The sequence below is a fragment of the Paenibacillus taichungensis genome, from assembly GCF_003287275.1.
In the GTDB taxonomy this organism is placed as follows: Bacteria; Bacillota; Bacilli; order Paenibacillales; family Paenibacillaceae; genus Paenibacillus; species Paenibacillus taichungensis_A.
Genome location: NZ_QEVW01000017.1, coordinates 121,142 through 144,355 on the forward strand (window position 1 = coordinate 121,142; position 23,214 = coordinate 144,355).

A 23,214-nucleotide genomic window follows, 5' to 3' on the forward strand; every position below is an offset into this window, starting at 1 on the left:
CCCTCTCTCACCTTGTCAACGACTTTTGGATCGATTAGTATATAATTAAGAAAAACGAGGGGGAATCTCTTATGGCAAGAACCGGACGTCCGCGCATTTTTGATCGGGATGAAGCCTTGTTGCAGGCAATGATGCTCTTTTGGGAACAAGGATTCGAGGCCACCTCATTGCTTCAGCTTCGAGCTGTCATGGGGGATATTTCAGCAGCCAGCTTCTATGCAGCCTTTGAATCCAAAGAAGCTCTGTATAAAGAAGCGGTAGAACGATATATGGGTACGTTTGGACGGGTTACAGAAAGTTTCTCGGATGTCACGCTGTCTCCAAGAGAAGCGATCGAGACAACTTTAAGAAGTACCGCCAAAATGCAAACAGACAGCGCACATCCATCTGGTTGTTTAATCGTGCTGTCAGCCAGCACATGTTCTTCCAAAAACAATCATATCCGTGATATTACCGGCGATAAAAGAAAGCTGACTCGCAACCGCCTGCAGGAATGCATCCAACGTGCAGTGGAAATCGGCGAACTACCCGCCTCCACAAATGTCTCGATGCTGACCACCGTATTTGATACCTTTATGCAGGGGATTTCTACACAAGCCCGGGACGGCGTCCCTTATGCAACGCTTGATCAGGCTATCACGGAAATCATGGGCATCTGGGACCTTGCTCAACAACCAGCTTGACGTTGCTTCCTAAGGGTTTAAATAATAAAACAGCCAAAAAAGGCACTCCCTGATTGGAAGTGCCTCTTCAATATATCATTTACCCATATGCCGTTATGGACGTGGTGTGTCTACCCCATTCAATATCAGTTTGGGATGAATATCTGCGCTAAGCGAAGCGGAGACTGCACAATACTTCTCTTCAGCCATTTGGATGGCTTTCCAGATCCGGTAATCCGGGATATCACCGTCTACCTTGAAGATCAGGTCAATGGCAGTAAAACCTTTCGGCATACCTTCACTGCGTTTACCCTGTGCTTCAATCTCAATGCCTGTAATTTTGTCCAGGAAAGCGTCCAGAATCATCGTGATATCGATCCCCATACAACCTCCGAGACCTGCCAGTAACAATTCCATAGGTGTTGCACCCTTGCTGTCACCACCATAGGCTGCCGTGGCATCCATGCCAACCGCGTAGCCAGAGGGTCCTTCGGAAGTAAACGCGCGTTTGCCTTTCCATACCGTTGTTACATTCATGATGTTTATCCTTCTTTCTTAGAATTCAGTAATTTGCTGCAAGAAACGACGTGTCCGCTCTTGAGTCGGGTGTTCAAAAAAAGCCTGTGGACTTGCTTCTTCCACAATCGATCCATCCGCCATAAAGACGATTTTGTTCGCCACATTCCGGGCAAACTTCAACTCATGTGTAACGACCAGCATCGTCATGCCTTCCTGTGCCAACTCCTTCATAACAGAGAGCACTTCTCCCACGAGTTCGGGATCAAGGGCTGAGGTAGGCTCATCAAACAGCATTACCTCAGGCTCCATGGCAAGTGCGCGGGCAATCGCTACGCGCTGCTGCTGTCCCCCAGACAAACGAGATGGATATGCATCCTGCTTGTCCGACAGGCCGACTCGATCCAGCAGAATCCGGCCGCGTTCGGCCGCTTCGTCCCGCTTGATTTTTTTCACAGTCACGAGCCCTTCCATCACATTGCCAAGCACTGTCTTGTGCGGATACAGATTGAACTGCTGGAATACCATGCCGGTCTGCCGACGAATTTCCAGTACCCGTGCCCGCTGGATTCGCTGCGAGTCGGCACTATCTACCACAACGCCATTCACTTCAATCTTGCCGCCAGAGAGTTCCTCCAGGCCGTTGAGACAGCGCAGCAGCGTACTTTTGCCTGATCCACTGGGTCCCAGCAGAACAACAATATCTTTCGCATCGACATGCAGATCTATATTTGTGAGAACTTCATTTTTCCCAAAACGTTTGGTTAGTCCTGTTGTTGTAATCACCGGTTCTCCCTCCTATCAGTAAGCCCGGGCCAGCCGGCGCTCCACTTGTTCCAGAATGGCCGAGAATCCGATACTCATAATCCAGTAGATCACGCCAATCGCCAGATAAAACGGCATATTCACGTAATATTGCGCGACCAGTAGCTGTGCCGAGCGAAGCAACTCCGTAACCCCGAGGGCTGCCACAAGTGATGTTTCTTTCAGCATGCCGATAAACGTATTGCCCATTGGAGGGATCGCGATACGCACCGCTTGGGGGAATATAATCCTTCTCATCGTTTGAGCGGGTGTCATGCCTGTAGCATATGCGGCCTCCGTTTGCCCTTTTGGTACAGCTTGAATTGCTCCACGGAACGTTTCGGACAGAAATGCACCCGCATTAAGACTAAGCCCTAGACAAGCTGCCGTGAGGGAGCCTAAGGTTACGCCATAATCAACTAACCCAAAATAAATAACGAATAATTGCACCAGCAGCGGGGTTCCCCGCATGATGGATACATAAAACCTTGCGATCAACCTAAGCCACATCGGACCCTTCAGACGAGCGATAGCGACTAGCACTCCGATAATAAAGGCAAAAAACATGGAGATCACAGTTACATAAAGCGTATAGTAAGCCCCCTTCAGAAAGAAGGGGATATTCTCAAATACCAATTCCATAGATCAATCTTCCCTTCGCCTTGCAGGTTCATTATTGCGCAGGCTCTTCACCAAACCATTTTTTGAAGATGGTATTGTACGTACCATCATCTTTCATGCCTTTGAGAGCGTCATTCAGTGCCGCTACGAGTTCCGGATTGTCTTTGCGCACAGCAATACCTGCCTGATCACTCTTGATGGGTTCACCTACGGCTTTGATGTTGAAGCCGTTAGCATCTACAATCGGTTTCAGCGCGTACAGGTTGTTGATCGTTGCATCGATCCGTCCAGCGTCCAGATCTTTCAATGATGTGATAACATCATCATAGGTCTTGATAGTGAAATTGCCGACTTTAGGCAGCACTTCGTTACGCAGATACGTCTCATCATTGGTACCGAGGCCTACACCAATCGTTTTTCCTTTGAAATCTTCCAGCTTGGTAATGTCATTGTTATCACTTTTCACAATAATTTTGACTTGGTTCGTTATATACGGATCACTGAAATCCAGTACTTTCTTGCGATCATCGGTAATCGTCATCTGGCTGATGATGGCATCCAGCTTTTTGGCTTGCAGACTTGGTGTCAGGCCGGAGAACTCCTGGGATACAAATTCAATCTCAACCCCAAGACGCTTCGCAACCTCACGTGCGATATCTGCATCGTAGCCATCCATTTCTTTCTTATCGTTCAGGAAGTTGTATGGAGCGTACGTGCCCATCATGCCCACTTTGATGACGCCAGCAGACTTGATCTGCTCCAGTTCATTGTTCGCCTGTGCTCCATTGCCGCTTCCATTATCCGTGGTTTTATTGCCACAAGCGCTGAGTACCAGCACGGTCATTAGCAGCAGGGCTGTTAAAGTCCAGCCTTTGCGAAATTTCATTCCATATGTTTTATTCATGTCATTAACTTCCTCTCATCCATGTAGTCATGTCTTGTTGAAACTTATTTTTCCTGTGTTCCTAAACCGCAGTTGTACCCATTATTCCCTGCTGCTGGCTTAATCATGTGAATATTTAATCCAGTTATTGAAAATTAGAGCTTCGGGCCAGCACATCTTTATGTGCCGAGCAGTCCGTAAAACTCAAAGCTTGCCGCCTCCGCAGCGAGCGTCGTTGCTGACATTGATGAAAACTTGCTGTGAAGCTCCTCCGAGCCAAACAGCCAGCGTGTAATCATGCCTTCAATCATGCTAACCAGCAGCGCAGCACGGAGCGGTACATTCATGGAATCCGGCAGCATGCCCAGCTCAATGGCCCGCTGCATGTTATGGCGAAACGCCTGTTCTACTGCACCGCGTGTCTCCTCGACCAGACGGCGTACCGAATCCTCCGACACGATGCCTTTAAGCAACAACTCCATAAAATAACGATTGTCCTCTGCAAAAGAGAATAAGTCGGTAAACAGTCGTTCCGAAGCTCTAACCATATCCTCAACCGATCCGGCATCCTTGCGGTAGCCTTGTCCAATCGCTTCAAGCAACTTCTCCCTGCCGGTTAACACAATCTCCGAGGCAATGGCTTCCTTGCTTTTAAAGTGCCAGTAAAAAGTGCCTTGAGCGACGCCCGCTTCCCGGACGATATCGGAAATTTTCGTCTGATGGTAGCCCTGGGTCGCAAAACGTTCCATCGCTATGCGTATAATTTGGTCCCGGCGTTCTTCTCCGGGTTCCAAATGATTGTTTTTAGACATTTGCCTATCCTCCCGATTGATCAGTCAGTCAGTTAATGTATATCCTATTGGATAACTAGGTTTTTGTCAATATGGTTTTAAACAATTCATTGCGAGCATAAGTTGAAGTTGAGCGCATTTGTGATCATAATAGATGATAGCCTTGTTCTAATGAGCGGGCATTGTCACGCAGGACAGCCTGTATGCTGTCATCTGCATTTCAAGGAGGAAGAGAATTGGACTTTATATCATCGATTATTATGGGCATCATCGAAGGTTTGACTGAGTTTTTGCCCGTGTCCTCGACCGGACACATGATTCTGACTGCCCACTTGCTGGGATTATCGGAGGACAACGAGTCAGTCAAAACGTTTGAGGTGGTTGTGCAACTCGGAGCTGTACTAGCTGTCGTTGTGCTGTACTGGAACAAATTCATTGATATGTTCCGCTTCACCGGAGGCAAAAGGAGCTACACCTCCCGTCTGAACCTCATACATATCTTTTTGGCGATGGTTCCAGCCGTGGTCATTGGACTTGTATTCCGGGATTGGATCAAGGCGCATCTGTTTGGAGCACAAACGGTGCTGTACAGTCTTGTTATTGGTGGTATTCTGATGATTGTCGCTGAACGTTGGAGCCACCGCAGCGAACGCATTACAACCCATGATGTAGACGATATTACGTATAAACAGGCATTTGTAGTGGGTCTTTTTCAGATTCTCGCATTATGGCCAGGCTTCTCCCGTTCCGGTTCGACGATCTCAGGCGGTCTGTTCGCAGGGGTAAGCCGAGTTGCAGCGGCGGAGTTTACATTCCTGGTATCTGTGCCGATCATGATTGGAGCCACAGGGTATGATCTATACAAAAGTATCGATCATTTGAATACCAGCGATTTTCCAATCTTCGCGATTGGATTCATTGCCGCATTTATCGTAGCCATGCTTGCCATTAAGACGTTCCTGTCCATTTTGAAAAAACTGAGCCTGACCGTCTTTGCCGTCTATCGCTTCGTGCTGGCAGCTGTATTTTTTATCATTTTAATGATGTAACCCTATCTTCAAGTCATGTAACAAAAAAGCCAATGGCGACCTGTTCCTTTCGGAAACGGGTCGTCATTTTTAATTTGTGCAATCTCATCAACAAAAACACCCCCTATCAGGGATAGGAGGCGTTCCATATAACTACTGCGATCTAAACGAACTGATTATGGTTAGACCTTGGACTCCAAAGTCTGTAGGTACTCCGAGATTTGAGCAGGCGTTTTTGCCCATTTGCTGTGCAGATGTGCAATTTTCTTGCCGTTTTGGAATACGAGCAGGCTTGGAATGCCGCGTACACCGTTCTCTTCGGCAAACGGCAGGAACTCTTCTGCATCCAGAGCATAGAAGGTTTTATCGGCATGCTGGTCGATAACGTCCCCGATAAAGCGATCCAGGTTTTTGCAATCCGGACACCAGGTTGTATCAAATTTAATGACGGTCAGTCCGTCAGAATTGATTGTATCGCGATATTGTTGTTCACTTTGAATTCTTTCCATATGTCTTCTCTCCCTTATTTGATTCTTTATGGTTGAACTTCATTGTACCTCGTATAGTTACAATTGAAAATAGGCTACCCACGTTTAACGGTGCTGCTTGTAGAGATTGGCGGGACTGAGCTCCCGTATTTCGTTAATCTCCGCAGCCGTAAGTGGTGCAGATACCGAAGCAGCAATATTATGCAACAACTGCTCTTTCGAACTGGCACCTGGCACGACAGCGGCAACAGCCGGATGCGCCAAAGCATAACGAATAGCCGTTTGAGCCATGCTGCGATTGTCTGTAACCAGACGGCTCAGGCCTTGGCGTATGATGTGCAACTCCTCAGGAGTATAATCCAAATAACCCTTATCTGCCTTGGCAGCACCAGAATCGGCGAGAACCCCACTTGCCACGGGTCCACGAGCGATAACGCTAATCCCCTTTTGCTCTAATAAAGGTAATACTTCCTCTTCGGCCCGGCGATCCGCAACGCTGTATTGGTTCATCACGCTGACAATGGAAGCTCTCTGCACATACTCACGAATCACGTTAGGCCGGATGGAGGATATTCCGTAATACCGGATAAGACCTTCCCTCTTCAGTTCCTCAAAGGCTTCAATTGTCTCTTCGATTGGATCATCCAGCGTGCCACCATGCAGCTGATACAGATCAATATAATCCGTCTGCAGACGCTTCAGGCTGTCTCGTACAGCTTGTTTGATATAGGTTTTGGACGGGTCCCATGACCAGCCTTCTTTTCCCGGTATGCGACGATTACCAACCTTGGTCGCCACAATGACCTGATCCCGGCGTCCCTGGATGGCTTGGCCCACGATTTCTTCGTTTAACCCTGCATCATACAGGTCAGCGGTATCCAGAAGATTAACGCCACGATCCAATGCTTCATGAATCAAAGCTACGGCCGGTTTCACTTCGGTTCCAAGTGACATACAGCCTAGCCCAATTTCACCAACCATGAGTTCGGATGAACCCAGACGATTTTTCTTCATATGTTGTACATCCCCTTCCATACGTTCTGCAAGTTTCCATTGTATCATTCTTGCTGGCAAAAATCGCATGTGACATATGAGCGCACACAAAAACCCGGGACCATACCAGCTCCGGGCTTTCACGCTAATTGACACCTATATTAAAATCTATTTTATATCACACGTGAACCTTTTTTGCTTCCATAAGACGGTTTTGAAGATGAATTTGAACTTTTCATCAGTCCAGACACCGTACTGAACAGCTTATCCCTTGCTTGTTTGTTCCTCATCAAGTAAGTCACGCCTGCTCCAATGGCTGTTACAATAATTCCACTTTTTTTAGACATATGTTGTTCCTCCTTCAGGATTAATGTACATCGTGTCTTGCTTGAGATTACCCTGTAGGAGAAAAACGAAACGTCAGATGCAATCGCTAAAATTAGAGAATAGCTATTAAAGCATAAAGAATGGCCCCTAAGAATTCAGGAGCCATTTTCTAACGTGATGTATAAGTCGAACTCATCTTTACTAATGTATAGCCTGCTGGTCATAACAATCGTCCGATTAATCGGACGGTGGTGCGACATGAGTCATTTCCTCATGTTTGTACGTCGAACCATCCGCAGTGAGGTAAAAATGTCCGATCGGATGCAGATCTTCATCCAGTTCATAGACCAGGGGAATACCTGTTGGGATATTAAGCGCCATTACGTCTGCTTCGGACATTTGGTCCAGATGCATAACGAGTGAACGGAGCGTATTGCCGTGCGCGGAGATGAGCACCCTTTTGCCCGCTGACACAACCGGTTTGATCTCTGCATTCCAATACTCCAGCACCCGCTTCGATGTATCCATCAAATTCTCGGTACGCGGGATGGTGCAGCCCAGCCTTTGATACTTGTCCTGATCCTGAACATAACGCTCATCTGTATCGTCTAGTGCTGGAGGAGATACGCTAACGGAGCGTCTCCACTCCTTCACCTGCTCCTCGCCGTACTTCAGCGCAGTCTGCTGTTTGTTCAGTCCTTGTAGTGCACCATAGTGACGTTCGTTCAGCTTCCACGTCTTCGTGATCGGAATCCACATCCGGTCCATCTCATCCAGTGCAATATCCAGTGTTCGAATGGAGCGTTTGAGTACCGAAGCATAAGCATAATCAAAATCAAAACCCTGTTCCTTCAGGATCTTTCCCGCTTTACGCGCTTCTCCGTATCCATCGGTCGTCAGATCCACATCTGTCCAACCGGTAAAACGGTTCTCCACGTTCCACATACTCTGTCCATGGCGAATCAATACGACTCTGTACATAAGCGTGAATCCTCCTTCCATGAAACCATTACCCGCAAGGCGAGCCGGATATGCCCATGATATGTGAAATTATTAATAGTACGGTGCCATCATCAGATATACAACTACACCCGTGGAACTCACGTAGAGCCAGATAGGCATCGTCCAGCGAGCAATTTTACGGTGTTTCTTCAATTGATTCGTCCAGCCCCATACCAGAGTGAACAGAGCAAGCGGCACAATAATCGCTGCCAGGATGCTGTGTGTGATCAGAATGAAGAAATAGATGGAACGAATGATGCCTTCTCCGCCGTATTTGGACGTTTCCGGAGACAGATAGTGAAACGACAAATAAGTAACGAGAAATAAAAGGGTTGTTGAAAATGCAGCAAGAATGAAACGTTTGTGCAATTTCACATTCCGCTTGATAATGGCAATCAAGGCCGCAAGCAAAAAGATGAAGGTGAAGCTGTTGAACACGGCGTTGAACCGTGGCAACACGGTAATATCAAAGGCTACATCGCCTTTGTATCCGATGGACGGAGCAAAGAACAACAATAAAATAATGACATTGGCGATAATGGAAATGGTAATAATAAGACCTGCAAAGTTTTTATTACTGGTCGGGGCAATCTGATTGGATTGAATGTTCGGGTCCCCTTTGTCCTGTTTGCCCAATGAAAAATCCTCCTCATATCCTAACTTCTATGTTCTATCTCATTATATCTTGCCATTTCTCGACTGTTAAGTGACAACACTCTGAACAAAAAGGCTCGTCAGGTACCCTTAAAATGCCCACATAAGGCCATTTTCATTAAAAGCCCACCTTCACTGGTTTACCCCATCCTGTATTTGTGGTATAATTAATGCAATTAATCAAATACGCGTTGAACTGGAGGAGCCTGTCACCAAGGGCCCTCCTTGTCTTTTTTAAGGCATAAAGCGGCACTTTTACAAGCGCTGTTTTATGCCTTTTTCTGTTCCTGAGGCCTGGAATGATCCCCCCTTGGACTGGTAATCCTATAAACGCTACTGCTGGAGAGGAGTACACCTATGGAATTTATTTTGGTTCTTGCACTTATTTTGATTTTCACCAAGTTGGCTGGTGATTTGTCCGTAAGACTTGGTCAGCCGTCGGTTCTGGGCAAATTGATTGTTGGTGTTATTCTTGGTCCCGCTCTGCTCGGTTGGGTACAACAAAGTGATTTCGTCCATTACATGGCTGAAATCGGGGTTTTGCTGCTCATGTTCATAGCCGGACTTGAGACGGATCTGGAGCAGTTGAAGAAAAATTGGAAGGCAGCCTTTGCTGTTGCCGTGGGTGGTATCATTTTACCATTCATCGGAGGTTATGGAGCTGCCGCTGCTTTTGGCATGTCGCAGACACATGCTTTGTTTTTTGGACTATTGTTCTGTGCGACTTCGGTCAGCATCTCGGTTCAAACGTTAAAAGACATGAATCAACTAAGCTCTCGTGAGGGTACAACGATTCTTGGAGCGGCTGTCGTCGACGATGTACTCGTAGTGGTCATCCTCGCTGTCATGATGAGTTTGCTCGGAACAGGTGCATCCGATACTTCAATCTCGCTGCTCATTGGCAAGAAGCTGTTATTCTTTGTTGTTATTATCGCTGCCAGCTGGTTCCTTGTTCCACGTATTATGAAGTGGATGGCACCGTTGAAGGTCACGGAGACCGTTATTACAGCCGGATTAATCATTTGTTTTGGCTTTTCGTACTTTGCAGAATGGATGGGTGTTGCAGGGATTATCGGGGCCTTTGCAGCAGGTATTGCCATCTCCCAGACGAAATTCAAACATGAGGTCGAAACCAAGCTTGAACCGATCGCATACGGAATCTTTGTCCCGGTATTCTTTGTAAGCATCGGTTTGAACGTGACTTTTGACGGCGTGGGTTCGCAAATCTGGTTCATTATCGTCATCAGTCTGATTGCCATTGTAACCAAGCTTCTGGGCGGCGGAGCAGGAGCGCGTCTGACCGGATTTGATCGCTCATCTTCTCTCGCCATCGGTGCAGGCATGATTTCCCGGGGTGAAGTTGCTCTTATTATCGCTTCAACCGGACTTGCTTCCGGCTTGCTCGATTCTGAATATTTCACCAGTGTAGTCATTATGGTTATCGTTACAACCCTGGTTACGCCACCTTTACTCAAAATCACCTTTGCACGCAAAAAAGGGGAAACTCGTGTTGAAAAAGGCATTGAGGAATCCCATCTAAGCGGGTAAATAAAATTATTATCAGCTCACCGTGATGTTGCGGTGGGCTTTTCATTTTTCAAGGGAGTTAAATAAACACAACAAAAAAGACCACTCCATTAACAAGAGGTCTTTATCCTCGCCTGTTCATAACAGGCTGTCCCATTTTAAGTTAACACACCTACGTAAAAACCGATCGATATAAACACAACACACCATATAAACGCGCCAATGCTGGAGACAAGAACGTATCGTCCTATAGACATGCGGCTGATCCCGGAGAAACAGCACATCAGATGACGAATGCCTGGAATGAAGTAGCCCAGTATGATGGACCAGTACCCGTATTTTAAAAACCAGGACTCCACCCTGCCCAGCCGTTTGGCGTTGACCCCGACCCATTTACCATACTTCTCAACCAGTGGCCGACCAGCCTTCTTGCCAATGGTGTAACTCAGAAGACCTCCAGTAAACGCTCCACCAAAACTGACAACGATGGACACCGAATAATTCAGCACCGAGATGGAGGCGAGATAACCGACAAAGGTCATCATCACCTCATCCGGAATAGGCATGCCAATCACGCCAAGAGCCAGTAGTCCATAAATTGCGAAATAACCATATTGACCAATAAATTCTCTTGCAAATTCCATACTGACTCGCTCCTTATTTCGGTTCCACAATATCCTTCTCATGGGGGGCTAGCACTTGTTTTAGAGACGGGAATCGGATTTGGCTAACCATTAGACCGGATAATACGATAATGACAAGATAGGCTACACCATGAGTAAAATAAGGACTCCAGAGCGCGAAAAAGGACATAAGACCGCCTGCAAACGTAATCGGCATGCCCACAAAACCATGGCTTGCTGTCTTCTGGCAATTGTAACGGGCGAGACGCAATGCACCACAAACCGGGAATAATGCTGTCAGCGCCATACCCAGTGCACTTACCTCATTCATGGAGTTCAAATATAGGATCAACACGGGTGCGGTTCCGAACGAAACAACATCAGCCAATGAATCCAGCGCTTTGCCGAATTCCCCCTCGCAATGCAGCTTGCGGGCTGCAAACCCGTCAAACAGATCAAAGAACATGGCTACCCAAATCATCGTCACGGCTAATGCAAACTCCCCATGAATTGCCATAATGACAGCCAGCATGCCTGAAGTTAAGTTGCCCAACGTTAGAATGGACGGTAAAGATTTCATAGACTTGACTCCCCTTCGTACTAAGCATTAGGAAAAATAATATAAAAACGGACTCCGTCCGGCGTGTTCTCCACGCCATAACTGCATCCATGCAAATCGAGAATCTGCTTCGCGATGGCCAGGCCAAGCCCGGTCCCCCCCATTTTGCGATTACGCGAGCGCTCCACACGGTAGAATCTTTCCCAGATGTACTGCCGCTCCGCTTCCGAAATCTGCTCACCCTGATTCTCAATGGAGATTCGAACCTGCCCTTCCGGCCTGCTGATCTCAATCATAATATCGGTCTTGGGGACAGCATGACGTATAGCATTCATCATCATATTGTAGATGACTTGCTCCAACTTGCTGCGGTCTCCCTCAATGGTCTGCTCGGTGGTGGAGACCAATACGACCTCCAGTTCCTTTTCCTTCAATTGTGGACCCAGACGTCCGGCAATATCTTCAATCATATCTCCAAGAGCCACTGCATCAGTATTTAGCTTAATCGCTTGGGATTCCAGCCGTACCAGATCCAGCATCTCTTCGACCATCGTTTCCATCTTGACCGCTTCATCGGCAATAATCTCGATGTAACGCTCACGTTTGCTCTCGCTGACCCCATCTTTCAACCCTTCGGAGTACCCTTTGATGATGCTGATTGGCGTTTTGAGCTCATGGGATGCATCGGCAAAAAACTCCCGTTGACGCTGTTCAATCCGCTGCTTCATCTCCATATCGGTGCGCATCTGACTATTCGCCTGTCTTAGTTCTTCCAAAGTCTGACCCAATGTCGTCGACAGCGCGTTGAGACTGTTGGACAGACTGCCAATCTCATCATTGCGGCGGATAGGCGATTTCACCGTGAAATCAAGGGTCGACATCTTTTTGGCAACATGGTTAAGGGCAAGCAATGGCTTGGTGACAATTCGGGACAGGAGCAGTGAAAGGAACACAATCAGCACAAATGCAGCAATACCAAAATACGCATAAAATAGTTGTGTAGCTTCACTCGCCTCCCTCATCTCCTGCAGGGATGTCAGGGAAAAAATGAGCTGCTGCTGGGGTCCGGAGCTGTGCACCGGAGCAATGGTAAGCACATTTCGCACACCACTCCAGCTATCGGTCCATTCCTCATTAATCATTTTCCCGTTGGCGAGACTGAGCTGATCTTCCGTAGACAGCGGGAAGCGGCTATCCAGCGCCTGCACAAGCAGCCCCTGTCTCTGGCTCCATGTCCCCAGGTTGGGAAGAACAACTTCCTTCAATGTTCCTGACCATTCTTCTACCGGCTCCGTTAACTCCTGAAAATCTTCCGTTCCGCTGACCACAGAACTCTGATCCTTTATCTTCAGCGGATAAACCATAGGATCATTCATTCCACTTGCTGAGCCTGTAACAGTCAATTGCTGACCATACTTCAAGTGTGTAGCAAGCCATCCTGCGTTCTCACTGTTGATAAACAACGACAAAGATATATTCACCTGCTTGCCATCCTCTTGCAGAAGCACGATGTGGAATGGGTCATTGACCAGCTTACCTGTATTCGTCAGGATGACCAGATGCGACTGATTCTGCCGCATGAACTTTCCGGTTTCCTTGGCCAGCTGCACATCGTTCCAATGTCCCGTGGAATATTGTTGTTCGAATTTTGTTAATTTTTTCTTAATGCTGCTGATTTTCTGATGTTGGTAAAAGTCCGGGAACCAGACCAGTTGGGCAATCACGGTTGTTCCATATAGAAGAAGCAGAAATCCAGCCATGACCAAAAACAGTTTCATCGTTACACCGTTACGTCTCATGCCTCGGCCTCGAATCGATAACCGGTACCGATAACGGTTCGGATACACTTCGCTTCATCCCCAAGTTTGCTGCGAAGCTTTTTGATATGGGTATCCACCACACGCGAATCGCCCTCAAAGTCATATCCCCATACCCGATTAAGTATGGCATCACGGGACAGTACAATTCCCTGATTGCGAGTTAAATACAGCAGAAGGTCATATTCTTTGGGAGCAAGCTCCACTTCGATTCCATCCTTCTCAAGCCGCCGTGCCCATGGATCGAGTGCTGCGCCTCCAAACCGTATCACAGTCTGCTCCTTGCTAACGGCGCCCTCTACCCGCTTCATTAATGTCTCTGCACGTGCCACCAGTACACGAGGACTGAATGGTTTCGTAACATAATCATCCACGCCGAGCTGGAAGCCATGAATCTTGTCATCATCTTCCGATCGGGCAGTCAACATTATAATAGGTACGGTCGACTGGGAACGAATATGCCCACAGAGGGTCCATCCATCCATTTCCGGCATCAGCACATCCAGGATGACCAGATCCACTTCATGCAGTGCCAGCAATTCCAGCGCCTCCACCCCATGTTCTGCTTCAATAACGTTCCATTGTTCTTTTATGAAATAATCGGCCACAATCTCACGAATGCGGCTTTCGTCTTCCACAAGAAGCACTGTTCTGACCATGACCGACTCTCCTTTTAGCATTCTGTTGTTAACATAACGATTCCGTGTGTCGTCCGTGTGTCCAGCCATGTTCTGGAATGAACTCCATCTTATATACGATTAATATATACCAAAAGTTACTAAATTCCATACGTTTTCGCACAAAAAAGAAGCCGTCAACGAGCAACCTTCTGCTCATTGACAGCTACTTCCGGCTGAGACCACGTTTTTCTCCGCGATTACACACTACACGTGCGCACCGCTCAGTTTTACTTCTCCAGTCGGTGTGCTACATGCAACGTTGGGCCAACAAAGCGGTTCAGCGGGAATCCACCAGCAATCGCTTTGGTCACGAAGGCTTTGCCTTCACGAACAGCCTCTTTCACAGTAAGACCGCGCGCCAAACCTGCGGTAATTGCCGCAGATGTGGTGCAGCCTGCACCATGTGTATATCCGGAGCCAACAACATCGGCTTCAAACCATTCGTAGTTCGTTCCGTCATAGAGAAGATCCATCGCTTTACCCGGGTTAATAACGCCTCTGTCCTTGATCAGGACATGTTTCGCCCCATGATCGTGAATGACAGCTGCTGCAGACTCCATCTGCTCCTTGGAGCGGATTAGCCCACTTTTCGCGAGCTGTGAAGCCTCAAACAGGTTCGGGGTAACCAGATCAGCACCCGGCAACAGGAATTCGATCATTGCTTCTGTATTCTCAGGTTGCAGCACTTCGTCCGTACCTTTGCAGACCATTACCGGATCGATAACGATCTGTGGCAGTCCGCTCCGGCGGATGTGCTTCGCAACCAATTCAATGATGTCTACAGAACCCAGCATACCCGTCTTCATTGCATCAAAACCGATGCCATCCAGAACGGTGCGCAGTTGAGCCTCGACTACATTTAATTCCACAGGAAAGACCTGGTGATCCCACGTATCAGGCTCCATAGCCACAACAGTAGTAAGCACAGTCATGCCATACACGCCAAGCTCCTGAAAAGTTTTCAAATCTGCTTGAATCCCGGCACCGCCGCTCGTATCCGAACCAGCGATTGTTAATGTTTTTGGAATCGTCATGGTAGTTGCATTCTCCTTCATCCTTCAGTTGACATTATCCTATCCCTTGTACGAGCGGATGTCAATGGCATGTGAAGCCATACGGAGTATGGTTTTCAGAGGAATCAGTTCACATCTTTTGTCTCCAGACGAATCATGGACAGTGAAGCAATCCACAGTCCAACCGCCCCCAGCGTCAGTGGGATCACAATAAGCGTGTTGATGGAGAACGTAGGCCCGTTGAATCCAGAACATACTACAAGAACAAGCAGAATGGATGATACCAGTGTAGTCGTGACCGAATGTTTGCGCATCCCGAAGAATAGAGGGATCAGAGCCATCCCCGCAGCGGACAAGGAACTAATGGTGTACTTCAGCAACAGTACCAGTGCATCACTTATCGTCAACGTATCGGGAATGAAGGAGTAGAATTGGTTTGTAATAACCAGCAAGGCTCCCATCAGCAGATCGGTAAACAAAATCATCACAAAGGTAAAAACAAAGATAATAATCAGCTTGGCAGCAATGATTTTCTGGCGCTTGATCGGATAGGTAAACATGACGTTCATCGTTTTATTTCGATACTCACTAATAATCAGTTTCGCGATCAGCGCACCGCCAAAGATGATGAATACAGCTCTAGCAAACGTATCTATTAACATGAAGGAGACGTGGTAATCGGCAAAAGCGTAATCTTCTGCCCCCTGATCGGTGAATCCAATCAAGATGAGAAACAGGATAAGGGCGAGATTGGCGATACCTACCGTTCTGAAATTTCGGGCAAACCGATGTTTGTGCAGTTCCAGCTGGATCAGTTTAAGCAACGTCCCCATCCCCTTTCATTAAGCTCATGAAGTGTTCTTCCAATGAATGTGCCCGTTTGAAAATGGATTCAATCTCAACGCCATGCCCGATCAGCTTGCCTGTCAATTCCGATGGAGCAATGCCCGGATCGTAGATGCGTACAGTATGGTCATCGATCAATTTATAATTTTTCAACCCCAGCTGATGTTCCAGCACATAGGTTGCTTTACGCGGGTCCAACGTTTGCAGCTCAATGTATTCGCTGTGGCTCCCGCGAATGCTGTCCATCGACACTTCTTCAACCAGACGCCCATTTCGAATGACCCCAACGGTGTCTGCAACCTGTTCAATTTCCCCAAGGATATGACTGGAGATCAGCAAAGTAATACGATATTGGGAACTGAGACGTTTGAACAAATCACGCATTTCCTTGATTCCTACCGGATCGAGGCCATTGATCGGTTCATCCAGAATGAGCAGTTCCGGTGTTGTTATAAGCGCACGAGCAATGCCAAGTCGCTGCTTCATCCCCAGAGAGAAATCACGGACAGGCTTCTTGCCTGTATCCTTGAGACCTACATTTTCCATCATGTCGTTAATGACCTTTTTGTTATGAAACCCCATGTATTCACAATGAAGATCCAGATTTTCCTTAGCGGACAGATTATCGTAGAAAAAAGGATACTCAATGATGCTGCCCATTCGTTTCAGCAATTCATAAGAGGTAGGCGTGAGCTTTTCTCCAAACAATTCAATCTCGCCTACAGTCGGCTTCACCAGATTAGTGAGCATCTTCATCATCGTGGTTTTCCCCGCTCCATTCGGACCAAGAAACCCGTAGATCTCCCCTTGCCTGATACTCATATTGACGTTGGATACAACCTCCGCCCCTGCATACGTCTTGGTCACACCTATCGTCCGCGCAATATATGTCATGTTCTTATTCTCCTTTACGTTCGTCCCTGACGGGTTCTTATATCTGTATTGTAAAGAGAAAAGTCTTCTTTTTTATTAATCAAATCTTACGAAAACCTTAAGCTTATCGCGAAAGCTCAAAACTGCTTCTAACAAGGTTTTAATGAAACCAAAAATACAGTTCGTACAAAAGGTACGCTTTGCAACTCAATACTTCCGCCCATTCGCTCCACCAATCGCTTCGTAATGGTCAGTCCCAGACCACTTCCTTGATAGAGACGATTACGGGAATCCTCAAGCGTATACATACGTTCAAATACACGGCTGTGCTCCTGTTCAGGAATACCCTTGCCCCGATCCCAGATGCTAAGAGTCACTCGTTCACCTATTGAATAGTCGAGTGAAAGGCCGAGCACCTTGCCATCCGCTCCATATTTCATGGCATTCGTAATCAGATTATCCAGCACACGGTCCAGCGCTTCCTCATTACCTTTGACGAAGATATCGCTTTCCGGGATGGACAGCTCTACTCGAAGACCCAGATTCGTTAACATGTCATAAAAAGAAATCATCTTCAATCGACACAATTCGCTTACATTGACCCTGGACAGTACAAGCTCGTTATCCCCCGACTCCAGCTTCGCCAGGTCAAAAAAGGAATGAATCAGACGCAGCACTTCCTGCGCCTTATCCTGGATTTTGCTAGTCATGATCGCGCGTTCCTGATCCGTTAGGGAAGTGCTGTGCAGCAGCGTTTCGCAATAACCAAGCACAACCGTAAGCGGCGTCTTCAGATCATGAGAGATATTGGAGAGCATGTTGCGCATCTCCTTCTCCTGATTGGCATAGCCCGCCTCAGCCCGATGTGCATGATCCAGTAACTGATTCATGTCCTTAAGGAGCTGGCTGATTTGGGGGTCACTGTTGAAGACAAGCAGGCGTTCAAATGTGTTCTTATCTATAATAGTGGTCAATTTCTCATGTATGTAAGTTAGATGGGTACTACGTTTATGTAACCTTACGCTCAACAGAATGACGACAAAAGCCAAGATCCCGGTAGAAAAGGCAAAGATCAATGTCATGCCGGGTCCACCTCAAGCTTATAACCGATACCCCACAATGTTTTGATATACCGGGGGTTGGAGGGGTCAACTTCCAGCTTCTCGCGCAGACGACGCATATGAACATTAATGATATTTTCGTCGCCATAATAATGATCATTCCAGACAGAAGCGTAAATTTGAGCCTTGGTAAATACTTTGCCAGGGTGGGTGACAAACATTTTGAGAATGCCAAATTCCTTGGAAGTAAGTTTTACAGGTATGCCATCACGCTCAACTTCATACGTTTCCGTATCGACCACAAGTCCGCCAATGTGAATGCGCTGTGCCTTCGGAGTAGTTGCAGCTGCAGGTTGTGCGGTATAGTTGGCACGACGAATAGCCGCCTTGATCCGGGCGGTCAGCTCGATCAATGAGAATGGTTTGCTCAAGTAATCATCAGCGCCGAATCCCAGGCCAAGGGCTTTGTCCACCTCTCCGTCCTTCGCAGACAGGATGAGTACTGGCACCAGACTGGTGGCACGGATGCTCTGGAGCACTTCCATCCCATTTTTATGTGGCAGCATCAGATCGAGAATGACCAAGTCATAAACTGACGGTGATTGACTGAATTGACGTTCCGCCTCCAGTCCGTCATATGCATAAGAGACGTCATAGCCCTCTTTTTCCAAATAAGGACCGACCATTTCACTAATTGACCGATCATCTTCAACAAGCAGCAAGCGATAACTTGACACGATATTCCCTCCAACTTGATCGTTTTCCTTTATTACCTCACAGTTTGCATCAATTGGCAATGAAATACGAAAAACCCGGCAGGATCGCCACTTCATGTTTCAAAGTGAACCTCCTGCCGGGCCTCATTAACTACTTTATACCGTCTCGCTTCGTATCCAGCACAGTCCAATTGTTCCCGCACCTGCATGAATGCCTACCACAGGGATAAAAGGCATAATTTCCGTCTTCAAGCGGGGAAGCAGATCTGCAATCTGCTGTTTGATTGTAACGGCTTCTTCCTGATTGTTCGCATGCATGATGCATACATGCTTCACTTTCCCCATATCCACCTTGAGCACATCCAGCATGCGCTGTTTGGCCCGTTTGAACGTACGGATTTTCTCATTCACAACCACTTTGCCCTCTTCGAATCGAAGCAGCAGATGAATTTTCAACAATTGACTAAGAATAAGCTGGGTCCCGGACACACGCCCACTGCGGTGTAAATGCTGAAGACTGGCCGGAATGAGGTAAAAGGACATATTATCAATCATCTGTTCAATGTGAAGTTTGATTTCGGCAGCTGTCTGACCTTGCTTCTGCCATTCCAGTCCTTGCAATATCATCTCCCGCAGCGGATAAGCACCTGCTCTGGAATCAATGGCGGTAACCGTCACACCTGCAATTTCGGCAGCCTGCATCGATGTGTGCAGCGTTCCGCTTAGCGCAGTGGAGCAATGAATGGTAATAATCTCATCGTACTGGCCTTTCAACGACTCATACAGCTCAATAAATTCACCAATCGGCGGCTGTGAACTGCTTGCGCGTGAAGCCCCATCAAGTTTCTCATAGAACAATTCCGATGAGATGTCTTCTGTCTCCCGATAACATTCCTCTCCAAAAACGATGCGCAGAGGTACGATGTAAACATGATTCTGCTCAGCAAATAGCGGATCGAGTGTGCTCGTACTGTCGGTGACCCATGCAATTTTCCTCATTCCAACCTTCTCTCTTGCCGGATTGTTGAAGCTGTATCCTCAATCGTCAGGCACATGCCCGGCGGATTATTTAAAATTTGAATAGTTTATATTGTAAACGTTTGCGTTCTTGCTCTCCAATTATAAAGGAACGGACAAACCGCTGTCTTGTGGCGCATTAATGAACAGCCTCATTTCTTCCGGTATATGCCAAAAAAATGTCTTGCCTGTGAAGGAATTAATTGGTATGCTGTTGTCCTTCTCTCTTTTTCGCCTTGACTGAAGTGAACGGAACCGCCGTTCAACCAACTTATCGGAGGTGTCACATGCTTTATTTCACTCTGGCTTCCAAAGCCTACTCCCGGAACCTGCAATACCGCGGGGCCCACATGGTACATAACCTGGCAAGCGCCATGTTCGGTTACATGTATGCCTGTCTCTGGATCGGCATCGGGGCCGACCACTCTCTCGGAGAATACGGGACACAGGGGATGATCAGTTACATTGCGTTTACGCAATCCTCTCTCTGGATCTCGGGTTTTCTCACCAATGGACTTGGTATTCCACTCTCGGTCAGGACAGGGCAGATCGCACTTGATCTCATGAGGCCGGTTCATCTGTTCACCCACCTGATGGCACGTGAATGGGGACAGGTTGCCTACCAGTTCGTGTACAAAAGCATTCCGATTTACCTGCTCTTCTCCATCGTATTTTCTCTGCAATGGCCCTCAGAAGCTTCAACCCTGCTATTTGCCGCAATTGGTCTTGCCGGCGCATCCTATTTATCCATCTGTATGAATTACATTATTGGCGCCACCGCGATGTGGACTACGGAGTCCTCCTGGCTGCATTGGGGCAATCACGCCATGATGAATCTGCTTGCTGGTTTCTTCATTCCGCTGGAATGGCTGCCAGACTGGTTGGAACGAATTGCTTGGTTGTCTCCCTATCCTTTCCTTCTCTACGTCCCGACCCGAATCTATCTGGGTTATGAAAATGGCTCCTTGTTATGGGGAACCTTGATTTGGTGCGTCCTCATGACGTTTGTCTGTCTGGCGATAACCCAGGTACTGCGCCGTAAAGTGGAGGTGCAGGGCGGATGAAAACAACTTCCTGGTTTACTTTATATAAAATGCTCATTCGAACAAGCATCCGCAGCCGGATGCAATACAAGTTCAATTTCATCATGGCCTCCGTTCTGGCCGCCTTGATTCAAATCTCCGAATTTCTGATGGTTGCTCTGGTGCTTCACAAATTCGGAGCCATTAAAGGCTGGTCCCTTCATGAAATCGGTTACCTTTTCGCGATCATGACCCTATCCAAGACGCTGTATCGAACGTTTGGCAACGAAGTGCATCATTTGGAAAAATATCTGGTCGGCGGCGAACTCGATCAACTGTTAACCCGTCCGATGCCCGTATTGCTGGCCTTACTGCCACAGAACTTCCGCATCATGGCTGGTGAAGTGTTACAAGGCGGGTTTATTCTCTGTTGGTCTCTGGCCGGCATGATGCATAGCGGACAGATCGGCTGGACTGTCATCCCCTTCTCCCTGCTCGTCATCCTGACCGGAGCCATTATTCTTTTTTCGATTGGGCTTGCCACGGCAACGCTTGGATTCTGGACCACACGTATTGAGGAGCTGCAAACCATCACTGAGGATGCGGCGCGTACGGCTGCCCAATATCCGCTGACGCTATATCCCAAATGGATGTCTGGCATTCTGCTGACCTTGATCCCGGTGGGTTTCGTGAACTATGTTCCGTCACTCTATCTGCTTCGCGGCGAACTAGGTGCGTGGGTTCTTGTTGCGATTGTCGTTGTAGCCATCCTGAGTCTGGCCGCAAGTCTGCGTTTCTGGAAATTCGGTATAACCAAATATCAAAGTACAGGTAGCTAAGGAGGAGAATATCATCATGACTATGATTACAGCGCGGCATCTGCAAAAGGAATTCAAAACCCCTGTGGTTCGCGAGGGCCGTTTCTCCGGGCTTCGCACCTTGTTTTCACGTGAGTATCTGTCCAAGGAAGCAGTTCGAGACATTAGCTTTGATATTGGCAAAGGAGAATTTGTTGGATATATCGGCCCGAATGGGGCTGGCAAATCCACCACGATCAAAATGCTGACGGGCATCCTTCATCCAACCTCGGGTGAGGTATTGCTCGGTGGTATGAATCCACACCAGGAAAGACGCCGCACGGTTGGACGCCTCGGTGTCGTGTTCGGACAGCGCAGCCAGCTCTGGTGGGATCTGCCCGTGAAGGATTCGTATGATATTTTGGCCGAGATGTACGGAGTCCGTGCCGAGGACAAAACGAAACGATTAGCCCAGTTTGCCGAGCTGCTGGATTTGGAGTCATTCTGGGCTACGCCTGTCCGCAAGCTCTCGCTTGGACAGCGAATGCGTGCTGATCTGGCAGCATCCATGCTGCATGACCCGGAACTGCTTTTTCTGGATGAACCGACGATTGGACTGGATGTAAACGCGAAGCGAAACATTCGTCAATTTCTTCGTACATTAAATGAGGAGTTTGGCAAAACGATTTTGCTGACCACCCATGACATGGACGACATTGAGCAGCTATGCAGTCGGGTGATGGTGATCAATCACGGTCAACTTACGTATGACGGCTCGATCCCTTCTCTGCGCGACACCATCGGTCTGCCAACACTTATCCGAGTTACGTATCGAGGTTCGTTTCATATCCCGGACGCTATATCATCCGCCATTCAAATTACAGGGGTAGAGGGACAAATCGTCACTGTTGAAGTGAACCGAAAAGAATGGAGTACAATGGACATTCTGAAGCAGCTCGAACAATGGGGCGAGATTGAGGATGTGGAGATGAAAGAACCGGATTTCGAGGATATTATTCACCGAGTATACTAACTTGCCTATTTATTCAGAACTGGATGAGAGCCTGTTCAAATGCCGTTACATGCAGGAAGGACATGACGTACTGTAATAGCGGAGGTGAAGTGTCATGCTTGTTACCAAACACACACTTGCTGCATCCAGTGCATACGCCACTCCCTATTACCTCGTTCGAGGCACGAAGCCCGGACCCGTTGTCATGATTACATCGGGAGTCCACGGAAATGAAACCGCGAGCATGGCCGCTGCGCAGAAGCTGGCTAATGACTGCATGGCAGGGCGGCGACACATGGTTCGCGGACTCCTCATTATTATTCCACGAGTGAATCAGAAGGCTTATCGTAACAAAAGTCGAGGAAAACCTGATTTAAATCGCACCTTCCCGCGGCATATTTCTGGCAAAGCCAAACATCCGCTTGCTTCCGCAGTCTTTCGGCTTGCCCGTCAATATGGACCCGCCTGGTGGCTGGACCTGCATGAAGCCAATGGATTATCCCAACGCAGCTCACGGGTACTGGGACAAACCTTGATTACCAATCCAGGCAGCAGAGCTGTTCCGGTATGTAAACGAATTATAGGGCGAATGAATCGGTCGATTCCCATTCGTGACAGGCATTTCAATCTGAAGCAACACGAGTTGCCCGGTTCAGCACGAACAGCCGCAGCTCGCCTACTTCAAGCCCGCTCGGTTACCGTGGAGACCTGCTGGAGTCTGAACCGTTCAGAACGGATCAAGTATCAGACGGAAATTGTGCACCATTTCCTGCGCGAAGCAGGCCTGTTTTGAATTGCTTGAATCGTGATGAATAGGCGGGAACATAAAAGACACCTTCAAAGATATCTCTCACGCCAAACGCGTCAGGGATGATCTTCGAA

27 protein-coding genes are annotated in these 23,214 nt (G+C 47.8%); 7 read left to right on the top strand and 20 right to left on the bottom strand.

Annotation, left to right across the window (positions count from 1 at the left end):
• The first annotated feature begins 71 nt into the window (after nt 1-71).
• A complete protein-coding gene (locus tag DC345_RS24560) occupies nt 72-683 on the top strand; it encodes a TetR/AcrR family transcriptional regulator (RefSeq protein WP_113055428.1) in 612 nt (203 codons plus the stop codon).
• Between the two features lie 93 nt (nt 684-776).
• On the opposite strand, the gene DC345_RS24565 is transcribed toward DC345_RS24560, so the two are convergent.
• The 5 genes from DC345_RS24565 to DC345_RS24585 form a co-directional block, all read right to left on the bottom strand.
• Entirely contained in the window at nt 777-1,199 is a 423-nt protein-coding gene (locus DC345_RS24565; protein ID WP_113055429.1) for an OsmC family protein, read from the bottom strand.
• Nucleotides 1,200-1,217: 18 nt separating this feature from the next.
• Nucleotides 1,218-1,964: an amino acid ABC transporter ATP-binding protein gene (locus tag DC345_RS24570; protein ID WP_024631427.1), complete on the bottom strand. Its 747-nt coding sequence runs from the start codon at nt 1,962-1,964 to the stop codon at nt 1,218-1,220.
• Between the two features lie 15 nt (nt 1,965-1,979).
• Nucleotides 1,980-2,624 carry an amino acid ABC transporter permease gene (locus tag DC345_RS24575; protein ID WP_076291212.1) on the bottom strand — a complete coding sequence of 215 codons (645 nt, stop codon included), beginning with the start codon at nt 2,622-2,624 and terminating at the stop codon, nt 1,980-1,982.
• 31 nt (nt 2,625-2,655) lie between these two features.
• Nucleotides 2,656-3,489 (bottom strand): substrate-binding periplasmic protein, encoded by an 834-nt coding sequence (locus DC345_RS24580; protein WP_113055500.1) that lies wholly within the window; start codon nt 3,487-3,489, stop codon nt 2,656-2,658.
• Between the two features lie 176 nt (nt 3,490-3,665).
• Nucleotides 3,666-4,298 (bottom strand): TetR/AcrR family transcriptional regulator, encoded by a 633-nt coding sequence (locus DC345_RS24585; protein ID WP_113055430.1) that lies wholly within the window; start codon nt 4,296-4,298, stop codon nt 3,666-3,668.
• Nucleotides 4,299-4,537: 239 nt separating this feature from the next.
• Here DC345_RS24585 and DC345_RS24590 point away from each other — a divergent pair, with 239 nt between their 5' ends.
• On the top strand, nt 4,538-5,326 hold the full coding sequence (locus tag DC345_RS24590; protein ID WP_064641143.1) for an undecaprenyl-diphosphate phosphatase: 789 nt from the start codon (nt 4,538-4,540) through the stop codon (nt 5,324-5,326).
• Nucleotides 5,327-5,487: 161 nt separating this feature from the next.
• On the opposite strand, the gene DC345_RS24595 is transcribed toward DC345_RS24590, so the two are convergent.
• The 5 genes from DC345_RS24595 to DC345_RS24610 all read right to left on the bottom strand — a co-directional run bounded on the left by DC345_RS24595 (nt 5,488) and on the right by DC345_RS24610 (nt 8,751).
• Nucleotides 5,488-5,814 carry a thioredoxin family protein gene (locus tag DC345_RS24595; protein ID WP_024631432.1) on the bottom strand — a complete coding sequence of 109 codons (327 nt, stop codon included), beginning with the start codon at nt 5,812-5,814 and terminating at the stop codon, nt 5,488-5,490.
• Between the two features lie 84 nt (nt 5,815-5,898).
• The gene (locus tag DC345_RS24600) at nt 5,899-6,807 is read right to left on the bottom strand and encodes an aldo/keto reductase (protein WP_113055431.1); all 909 of its coding nucleotides are present in this window, start codon (nt 6,805-6,807) and stop codon (nt 5,899-5,901) included.
• A gap of 152 nt (nt 6,808-6,959) precedes the next feature.
• On the bottom strand, nt 6,960-7,133 hold the full coding sequence (locus DC345_RS31845) for a hypothetical protein (protein ID WP_181586725.1): 174 nt from the start codon (nt 7,131-7,133) through the stop codon (nt 6,960-6,962).
• A 217-nt stretch (nt 7,134-7,350) separates the two neighbouring features.
• Nucleotides 7,351-8,094, bottom strand: coding sequence for a 2,3-diphosphoglycerate-dependent phosphoglycerate mutase (gpmA, locus tag DC345_RS24605; protein WP_113055432.1), 744 nt, complete (start codon nt 8,092-8,094; stop codon nt 7,351-7,353).
• 72 nt (nt 8,095-8,166) lie between these two features.
• Entirely contained in the window at nt 8,167-8,751 is a 585-nt protein-coding gene (locus DC345_RS24610; RefSeq protein ID WP_170867957.1) for a DUF420 domain-containing protein, read from the bottom strand.
• Nucleotides 8,752-9,126: 375 nt separating this feature from the next.
• Here DC345_RS24610 and DC345_RS24615 point away from each other — a divergent pair, with 375 nt between their 5' ends.
• Complete coding sequence (locus DC345_RS24615; RefSeq protein WP_113055433.1) at nt 9,127-10,317, top strand: cation:proton antiporter; 1,191 nt, start codon at nt 9,127-9,129, stop codon at nt 10,315-10,317.
• 137 nt (nt 10,318-10,454) lie between these two features.
• On the opposite strand, the gene DC345_RS24620 is transcribed toward DC345_RS24615, so the two are convergent.
• From DC345_RS24620 to DC345_RS24665, 10 genes are all read right to left on the bottom strand, one after another.
• Nucleotides 10,455-10,940, bottom strand: a complete 486-nt coding sequence (locus tag DC345_RS24620; RefSeq protein ID WP_113055434.1) for a DedA family protein — start codon at nt 10,938-10,940, stop codon at nt 10,455-10,457.
• Between the two features lie 13 nt (nt 10,941-10,953).
• Complete coding sequence (pssA, locus tag DC345_RS24625; RefSeq protein WP_063566539.1) at nt 10,954-11,499, bottom strand: CDP-diacylglycerol--serine O-phosphatidyltransferase; 546 nt, start codon at nt 11,497-11,499, stop codon at nt 10,954-10,956.
• A 20-nt stretch (nt 11,500-11,519) separates the two neighbouring features.
• The gene (locus DC345_RS24630; RefSeq protein ID WP_181586719.1) at nt 11,520-13,325 is read right to left on the bottom strand and encodes a sensor histidine kinase; all 1,806 of its coding nucleotides are present in this window, start codon (nt 13,323-13,325) and stop codon (nt 11,520-11,522) included.
• Entirely contained in the window at nt 13,274-13,954 is a 681-nt protein-coding gene (locus DC345_RS24635; protein ID WP_113055436.1) for a response regulator transcription factor, read from the bottom strand. Before DC345_RS24635 ends, DC345_RS24630 begins: the two co-directional genes overlap by 52 nt.
• A 248-nt stretch (nt 13,955-14,202) precedes the next feature.
• Complete coding sequence (gene thiD / locus DC345_RS24640) at nt 14,203-15,009, bottom strand: bifunctional hydroxymethylpyrimidine kinase/phosphomethylpyrimidine kinase (RefSeq protein ID WP_064640632.1); 807 nt, start codon at nt 15,007-15,009, stop codon at nt 14,203-14,205.
• 104 nt (nt 15,010-15,113) lie between these two features.
• Nucleotides 15,114-15,812 carry an ABC transporter permease gene (locus DC345_RS24645; protein WP_181586720.1) on the bottom strand — a complete coding sequence of 233 codons (699 nt, stop codon included), beginning with the start codon at nt 15,810-15,812 and terminating at the stop codon, nt 15,114-15,116.
• Nucleotides 15,805-16,728, bottom strand: a complete 924-nt coding sequence (locus DC345_RS24650) for an ABC transporter ATP-binding protein (protein WP_113055438.1) — start codon at nt 16,726-16,728, stop codon at nt 15,805-15,807. The genes DC345_RS24645 and DC345_RS24650 overlap by 8 nt, the downstream gene beginning before the upstream one ends.
• A 128-nt stretch (nt 16,729-16,856) precedes the next feature.
• Complete coding sequence (locus tag DC345_RS24655; protein WP_113055439.1) at nt 16,857-17,789, bottom strand: sensor histidine kinase; 933 nt, start codon at nt 17,787-17,789, stop codon at nt 16,857-16,859.
• A complete protein-coding gene (locus tag DC345_RS24660; protein WP_309304348.1) occupies nt 17,786-18,505 on the bottom strand; it encodes a response regulator transcription factor in 720 nt (239 codons plus the stop codon). The genes DC345_RS24655 and DC345_RS24660 overlap by 4 nt, the downstream gene beginning before the upstream one ends.
• Before the next feature lie 135 nt (nt 18,506-18,640).
• Entirely contained in the window at nt 18,641-19,483 is an 843-nt protein-coding gene (locus DC345_RS24665; protein ID WP_113055441.1) for a DegV family protein, read from the bottom strand.
• Nucleotides 19,484-19,788: 305 nt separating this feature from the next.
• Here DC345_RS24665 and DC345_RS24670 point away from each other — a divergent pair, with 305 nt between their 5' ends.
• The 4 genes from DC345_RS24670 (at nt 19,789) to DC345_RS24685 (ending at nt 23,125) form a co-directional block, all read left to right on the top strand.
• Nucleotides 19,789-20,565, top strand: a complete 777-nt coding sequence (locus DC345_RS24670; protein ID WP_113055442.1) for an ABC transporter permease — start codon at nt 19,789-19,791, stop codon at nt 20,563-20,565.
• Nucleotides 20,562-21,362, top strand: coding sequence for an ABC transporter permease (locus DC345_RS24675; protein WP_113055443.1), 801 nt, complete (start codon nt 20,562-20,564; stop codon nt 21,360-21,362). Before DC345_RS24670 ends, DC345_RS24675 begins: the two co-directional genes overlap by 4 nt.
• Nucleotides 21,363-21,384: 22 nt before the next feature.
• Nucleotides 21,385-22,353 (top strand): ABC transporter ATP-binding protein, encoded by a 969-nt coding sequence (locus tag DC345_RS24680; protein WP_113055501.1) that lies wholly within the window; start codon nt 21,385-21,387, stop codon nt 22,351-22,353.
• A gap of 94 nt (nt 22,354-22,447) precedes the next feature.
• Nucleotides 22,448-23,125 (top strand): succinylglutamate desuccinylase/aspartoacylase family protein, encoded by a 678-nt coding sequence (locus DC345_RS24685; RefSeq protein WP_113055444.1) that lies wholly within the window; start codon nt 22,448-22,450, stop codon nt 23,123-23,125.
• Nucleotides 23,126-23,214: the final 89 nt, after the last annotated feature.

Excerpts from the sequence above, each read along its gene's own strand:
- DC345_RS24600 (WP_113055431.1), bottom strand. The coding sequence starts at position 6,807 with ATGAAGAAAAATCGTCTGGGTTCATCCGAACTCATGGTTGGTGAAATT.
- DC345_RS24590 (WP_064641143.1), top strand. The coding sequence starts at position 4,538 with ATGGGCATCATCGAAGGTTTGACTGAGTTTTTGCCCGTGTCCTCGACC.
- DC345_RS24560 (WP_113055428.1), top strand. The coding sequence starts at position 72 with ATGGCAAGAACCGGACGTCCGCGCATTTTTGATCGGGATGAAGCCTTG.
- DC345_RS24685 (WP_113055444.1), top strand. The coding sequence starts at position 22,448 with ATGCTTGTTACCAAACACACACTTGCTGCATCCAGTGCATACGCCACT.
- DC345_RS24635 (WP_113055436.1), bottom strand. The coding sequence starts at position 13,954 with ATGGTCAGAACAGTGCTTCTTGTGGAAGACGAAAGCCGCATTCGTGAG.
- DC345_RS24565 (WP_113055429.1), bottom strand. The coding sequence starts at position 1,199 with ATGAATGTAACAACGGTATGGAAAGGCAAACGCGCGTTTACTTCCGAA.
- DC345_RS24595 (WP_024631432.1), bottom strand. The coding sequence starts at position 5,814 with ATGGAAAGAATTCAAAGTGAACAACAATATCGCGATACAATCAATTCT.
- gpmA (WP_113055432.1), bottom strand. The coding sequence starts at position 8,094 with ATGTACAGAGTCGTATTGATTCGCCATGGACAGAGTATGTGGAACGTG.
- DC345_RS24575 (WP_076291212.1), bottom strand. The coding sequence starts at position 2,624 with ATGGAATTGGTATTTGAGAATATCCCCTTCTTTCTGAAGGGGGCTTAC.
- DC345_RS24665 (WP_113055441.1), bottom strand. The coding sequence starts at position 19,483 with ATGAGGAAAATTGCATGGGTCACCGACAGTACGAGCACACTCGATCCG.
- DC345_RS24620 (WP_113055434.1), bottom strand. The coding sequence starts at position 10,940 with ATGGAATTTGCAAGAGAATTTATTGGTCAATATGGTTATTTCGCAATT.
- DC345_RS24655 (WP_113055439.1), bottom strand. The coding sequence starts at position 17,789 with ATGACATTGATCTTTGCCTTTTCTACCGGGATCTTGGCTTTTGTCGTC.
- DC345_RS24675 (WP_113055443.1), top strand. The coding sequence starts at position 20,562 with ATGAAAACAACTTCCTGGTTTACTTTATATAAAATGCTCATTCGAACA.
- pssA (WP_063566539.1), bottom strand. The coding sequence starts at position 11,499 with ATGAAATCTTTACCGTCCATTCTAACGTTGGGCAACTTAACTTCAGGC.
- DC345_RS24580 (WP_113055500.1), bottom strand. The coding sequence starts at position 3,489 with ATGAAATTTCGCAAAGGCTGGACTTTAACAGCCCTGCTGCTAATGACC.
- DC345_RS24585 (WP_113055430.1), bottom strand. The coding sequence starts at position 4,298 with ATGTCTAAAAACAATCATTTGGAACCCGGAGAAGAACGCCGGGACCAA.
- thiD (WP_064640632.1), bottom strand. The coding sequence starts at position 15,009 with ATGACGATTCCAAAAACATTAACAATCGCTGGTTCGGATACGAGCGGC.
- DC345_RS24680 (WP_113055501.1), top strand. The coding sequence starts at position 21,385 with ATGATTACAGCGCGGCATCTGCAAAAGGAATTCAAAACCCCTGTGGTT.
- DC345_RS24615 (WP_113055433.1), top strand. The coding sequence starts at position 9,127 with ATGGAATTTATTTTGGTTCTTGCACTTATTTTGATTTTCACCAAGTTG.
- DC345_RS31845 (WP_181586725.1), bottom strand. The coding sequence starts at position 7,133 with ATGTCTAAAAAAAGTGGAATTATTGTAACAGCCATTGGAGCAGGCGTG.
- DC345_RS24670 (WP_113055442.1), top strand. The coding sequence starts at position 19,789 with ATGCTTTATTTCACTCTGGCTTCCAAAGCCTACTCCCGGAACCTGCAA.
- DC345_RS24650 (WP_113055438.1), bottom strand. The coding sequence starts at position 16,728 with ATGACATATATTGCGCGGACGATAGGTGTGACCAAGACGTATGCAGGG.